The sequence below is a fragment of the Streptomyces pseudogriseolus genome, from assembly GCA_002154585.1.
Classification (GTDB): Bacteria; Actinomycetota; Actinomycetes; order Streptomycetales; family Streptomycetaceae; genus Streptomyces; species Streptomyces pseudogriseolus.
This window is the reverse complement of sequence record MUNG01000050.1, coordinates 1-4523: the sequence shown is the minus strand read 5'-3', so window position 1 is coordinate 4523 and position 4523 is coordinate 1. Positions and strand designations below refer to the sequence as shown.

Here is a 4523-nt window from a genome sequence, read left to right as displayed (position 1 = left end):
CCGAGGAGGGACCCACCCCGCGACCCACCATTCCGCACCACGATGCACCCGGGGACAAACGCAAGCCCCGACCCCCTCCGAGAGAGGGCCGGGGTGTGGGGCAGAGCCCCATGAGTCTTCTAGGTTTGACGCAAGCTGCTGCTCCGGCGCCCGTTCGGGCCGGGCGCCGGAGCGGGACGGAGACAGGAGCGGCGGCGCGCGGACCGGGCGGGCGCCGCGCCGCGCATGCGCGGCGCCTTGAACCCGTAGAGAAAGTTGTAACGCAGTCGGGCGTCTGTGGCTTGTCCGGTCCCGGTAGATGCTTGACGGCCGCTCAGGGTGTGAGGGGTTTGAAGTCGTACGCACACGTGGGGAGTTCGCTGCCTTGGCGGTGTGCGAGTGGCAGGAAGAGCACCGGTCGCACGGTCCATGTGATGCGCGTGCTGGCGTGGGTGATGGACACGGTCCAGGGCTCACGGCGTAAGAGTGCTCGTCGGGTGTCGATGCGGTGGTCGTAGAGCCGTTCCCACGCTTCCGTGCAGGCTGCTGTGTCGAGGGCCGGTGAGATGGTGCGGAGGATTGTGGCTACCCAGTTGTTCGCCTCCACCACGTTGTACGCGTCATAGGACCCGAAGAGCGCTGGCGCTTGTCGCGCGTCCAGGTTCTGTGTCCAGCACTCGCACCAGAAGCCCGACCCGGTCGTCGTCCTCACAGATGCCCTCCTCGTCGTACGTCCGTGAAGAGCTCCGCGGTGACCGTGTGGCCGGCCTCGCTGTCGTGGACGACGACGCGGTGGGCAATCGTGCTGACCATGCCGAGTCCGCGGCCGCCTTCGGCGTCCTGGTCCTGTCGCTCGATCTTCGGGGCCGTGCCCGTGCCTCCGTCGTCCGTCACCGATACGGCTACCACCTGGGCGGACACCGCGACGGCCAGGTGAAAGCTGCCCTGGTCCCGGCCGCTGGCCGTGTGGAGGATCGCGTTCGCGCTCAGCTCGCTCACGATCAGCTCGGCGTCCTCGGCAAAAGGGGAGCCACGCAGGATGTCACGGGTCCAGCGGCGGGCCCGGCTGACCTCTTCCGGGAAACCTGGGCAAGACAGTCCCCAGACCCTCGCTGTACTCGTATACTCGTGCATACAAGTTCCTTCATGCTGATAGGCCGCCATGTGCAGCGGGTTCGGACTAGACGAGTTTCACGCCGTCGTGGGCGCGGATGGCCGGCGGAGACACCGCGTCCAATGCGTCGATGACGCGGATCGCGTACGCCTCGTCGGCGAGTTCGGAGACCTCTTCACGGGTCACCCAGCGCAGTGCGCGGGTCTCGTCGCCGGTCGTGAGCGTGCCGTCGGCCGCCTCGCAGCGGAAGACCAGCGAGACGATCAGGCCCGCCATGTTCTTGTAGACACCGGTGAGGGTCGCCGGAAGTGCGATCTTGACGCCGGTCTCTTCGAGGACCTCGCGCTGGAGGGCTTCGGGGATGGTTTCCTCACGTTCGAGGACACCGCCCGGCGGTTCCCAGTGACCGTTGTCGCGGCGCTGGATCAGGAGGGCCCGGCCCTGGTCGTCGACGACGACTCCGGCCACGCTCACGGAGTGCGGGCGTTCTGTGCTCACGTTCCTCGGCCCTCTCGGATGGCTAGGCTCTCCACGGTAGCAACAACACTCGCCAGCTCGTCTAGATATCTAAAGGAGTACACACGTGAGCCCTTCTCTCCCTTCGGGCCTGCTCGGTGATCTCGACCCCACGAGTGATCGTGCGGTCTTCCGGCAGATCGCCGACCAGCTGCGCGAAGCCATCGACCGGGGGCGTTTCCGGGAGGGCGAGAAGCTGCCTTCGGAGGCTGAGCTGGTGGACCACTACGGGGTGTCCCGGATGACCGTCCGCAACTCCTTCTCCGTCCTCCAGGGCGAGGGCCTGGTGCACGCCGAGCACGGCAAGGGCGTGTTCGTCCGGCCGCGGCCGCCGGTGCGGCGTCTCGCCTCGGACCGGTTCGCCCGTCGGCACCGTGAGCAGGGGAAGTCCGCGTTCATCGTGGAGGCGAATGCGGCCGGCAGCCATCCGCAGGTCGACAGTCTTGAGGTGAAGGAAGAGAAGGCCAGTCAGGACGTCTCCGCCCGGCTGGGCTCCGTACGGCGGGTGCTCGCCCGGCGGCGCCGGTACCTCCTCGACGGCCGTCCGGTCGAGTTCGCCACCTCCTACCTGCCGCTCGACATCGCACGCGGTACGCAGATCGCCGAGCCGAACCCCGGTCCCGGCGGCATCTACGCCCGGCTCGAAGAGCTGGGCCACCGCCTCGACCACTTCGAGGAGGAGATTTGTGCCCGGATGCCCTCGCCCGCCGAGGTCAAGACGCTGCACCTGGCGGCCGGCGTGCCCGTGATCCATCTGATCCGGACCGCCTTCGACACCGAGGGGCGGCCCGTGGAGGTCTGCGACACGGTCATGGCGGCGGACGCCTACGTCCTGTCCTACCAGCTCCCGGCCACGTGAGCTGGTGATTGGTGGTGGTACGCGGGGGCGCTTCTCCGAACTCGTACACCCCAACAGGCATACTCGTATAGACGAGTGGGCAAGTTGTGTGGCAAGGTGATCGTCGTGAGCCCGAGACATCGGGTTCACAGATCGCATCTTGTATAGACGAGTAGATAGGAACGCAGCCTTGCGCACCATCCGTGTTGAGACCTCCGCCGCCACGATCCTGCTGACGGAGGCCCCTGAGCCGAAGGTCCGTGACCGGCAGACGGGCGAGATCGCCAAGGACGCCGTGAGCGGTGAGGCGCTGATGACCATCGGCGTCGTGTACATCGAGGACGGGGAGTCCTCCCTCATCAAGGTCACCGTCCCCGATGGCGGCGTCTCCGAGGGGCTGAACCTCGGCGCTCCGGTCTCGCTGCCGGGCCTCGTCGCCCGGCCGTGGGAGTCCGTGTTCAACGGTCAGCAGCGTCACGGCATCGCCTTCCGCGCCGCCGCTGTCACCCCGGCCGCCTTCCCGGCCGCCCTGGGGGCCTCGGCCTGATGACCGACCTGACAACGCTCCTGGAAGTGGGTGGTCCCCTCGCCGCACTCGGCGGCGGGGCCGCCTACACCCGGGCCAACCACCCGGCCCTGTACTGGTCGGCGGTCGGCGGTCCGATATCCACCGTCCGCCTCCTCAGCTCGTACGCCTCGGTCATGGAAGCCTGCGGCCTCACCGTCGCCCCGTCCCGGCTCCGGGTCCTCGCGGTCAAGGCCACCACCCGACGGGAAGTGCGGCCCGTACCGCCCCGGCGGGGCATCATCCGGCCCACCTCGACCGGACTGCGGCTTCGGCTCCGCCTCGCGCCGGGGCAGGAACCCGCTGACGTCGCCGCCTCGGCCGAACGGCTGCGGCACGCCTGGGGCGTCCACGCCGTCTACGTCACCACCGTCAAGCCCGGCGTCGTCGAACTGCGGCTCGTCGGCTTCGACGTCCTGCGCAAGGTGCGGATGCCCCGCAAGGGCGACAGCGGGCTCCTCAAGGTGCCGGTCGCGCTGCGGGAGGACGCCATGCCCTTCGTCCGCGACTACCAGACCGTGCCTCATCAACTCACCCTGGGCGCCACGCTGTCGGGTAAGTCCATGTACCTGCGCCACCTGGTCTCGGGCCTCGCCCGTCAGAACGTCGCCCTGGTCGGCGTCGACTGCAAGCGGGGTGTCGAGCTGGCTCCGTTCGCCCCGCGTCTCTCGGCGCTCGCAACCGATCCGGACGAAGCTGCCGAACTGCTGCCGGTGCTCGTGAAGGAGATGGAGCACCGATACGACCTGATCAAAGCCCGGCAGGGCATCGCCCCCAGCACCCCCGACGAAGAGATCACCTCCGACATCTGGGGCCTGCCGGAAAGCGAACGGCCCGTGCCCGTCGTCCTGTTCGTCGACGAGGTGGCCGAACTCTTCCTCACCGCCACCCGCAAGGACGAGGAACGGCGCGACGCGATGGTCACCCAGCTCATCCGACTCGCCCAGCTCGGCCGCGCGGCCGGCATCTACCTGGAAGTCTGCGGCCAGCGCTTCGGCGCCGAACTCGGCAAGGGCGCCACCATGCTCCGGGCCCAGCTCACCGGCCGCGTCTGCCACCGCGTCAACGACCAAGCCTCCGCCAAGATGGCACTCGGCGACATCGCCCCGGAAGCGGTCATGGCCGCCTGCGCCATCGCCCCTGAGCTGCCCGGCCTCGCCGTCGCGGGGGACACCTCCGGCGGCTGGTCCCGCATCCGCACCCCGTACCTCTCCCTCGGCGACGCTGCCGACATCTGCCAGGAGACGGCTCACCTGGTGCCCGACCTGCCCGCGCTGAAGCCCTTCCGGCCCGCCGTACCCGTACGGACCGTTGAGGCCCCCGTTTCGGCCGTCCAGCCGCACCCCGTCACCGACTGACACCCCTTCCCTCCCCGGTCGGCGTGACCGCCTCGCGCCACCTCCCTACCCCTCCCATGCCTGAACCCGGAAGGAGCCGCCCTCATGCGCGCCCAACTGGCTCGCGTAGATGCGGTGCTCGTACAGGCGCTCATCGCCGCCGCGCTGTCCTTC

At 69.0% G+C, this 4523-nt stretch carries 6 protein-coding genes; 3 read left to right on the top strand and 3 right to left on the bottom strand.

The features are described 5' to 3' along the window. Positions 1-313: 313 nt before the first annotated feature. The 3 genes from CCN29_RS06230 to CCN29_RS06220 are packed head-to-tail and all read right to left on the bottom strand — an operon-like array spanning position 314 to position 1567. The gene (locus CCN29_RS06230; protein WP_086680456.1) at positions 314-691 is read right to left on the bottom strand and encodes a hypothetical protein; all 378 of its coding nucleotides are present in this window, start codon (positions 689-691) and stop codon (positions 314-316) included. Next, positions 688-1113: an ATP-binding protein gene (locus CCN29_RS06225; protein WP_086680454.1), complete on the bottom strand. Its 426-nt coding sequence runs from the start codon at positions 1111-1113 to the stop codon at positions 688-690. Before CCN29_RS06225 ends, CCN29_RS06230 begins: the two co-directional genes overlap by 4 nt. Positions 1114-1159: 46 nt before the next feature. Beyond that, positions 1160-1567, bottom strand: a complete 408-nt coding sequence (locus tag CCN29_RS06220) for an NUDIX hydrolase (protein ID WP_086680452.1) — start codon at positions 1565-1567, stop codon at positions 1160-1162. A gap of 109 nt (positions 1568-1676) precedes the next feature. On the opposite strand from CCN29_RS06220, the gene CCN29_RS06215 reads away from it, so the two are divergent. The 3 genes from CCN29_RS06215 (at position 1677) to CCN29_RS06205 (ending at position 4370) form a co-directional block, all read left to right on the top strand. Continuing rightward, positions 1677-2468, top strand: coding sequence for a GntR family transcriptional regulator (locus CCN29_RS06215; RefSeq protein WP_086680450.1), 792 nt, complete (start codon positions 1677-1679; stop codon positions 2466-2468). Positions 2469-2637: 169 nt separating this feature from the next. Further along, a complete protein-coding gene (locus CCN29_RS06210) occupies positions 2638-2994 on the top strand; it encodes an SCO3933 family regulatory protein (protein ID WP_086680448.1) in 357 nt (118 codons plus the stop codon). After that, positions 2994-4370 carry an FtsK/SpoIIIE domain-containing protein gene (locus CCN29_RS06205; protein ID WP_086680446.1) on the top strand — a complete coding sequence of 459 codons (1377 nt, stop codon included), beginning with the start codon at positions 2994-2996 and terminating at the stop codon, positions 4368-4370. Before CCN29_RS06210 ends, CCN29_RS06205 begins: the two co-directional genes overlap by 1 nt. Positions 4371-4523 lie beyond the last annotated feature (153 nt).

What these genes read in the sequence shown, in the direction of transcription:
- CCN29_RS06225 (WP_086680454.1), bottom strand. Translation starts at nt 1,113, where the DNA reads ATGCACGAGTATACGAGTACAGCGAGGGTCTGGGGACTGTCTTGCCCA.
- CCN29_RS06205 (WP_086680446.1), top strand. Translation starts at nt 2,994, where the DNA reads ATGACCGACCTGACAACGCTCCTGGAAGTGGGTGGTCCCCTCGCCGCA.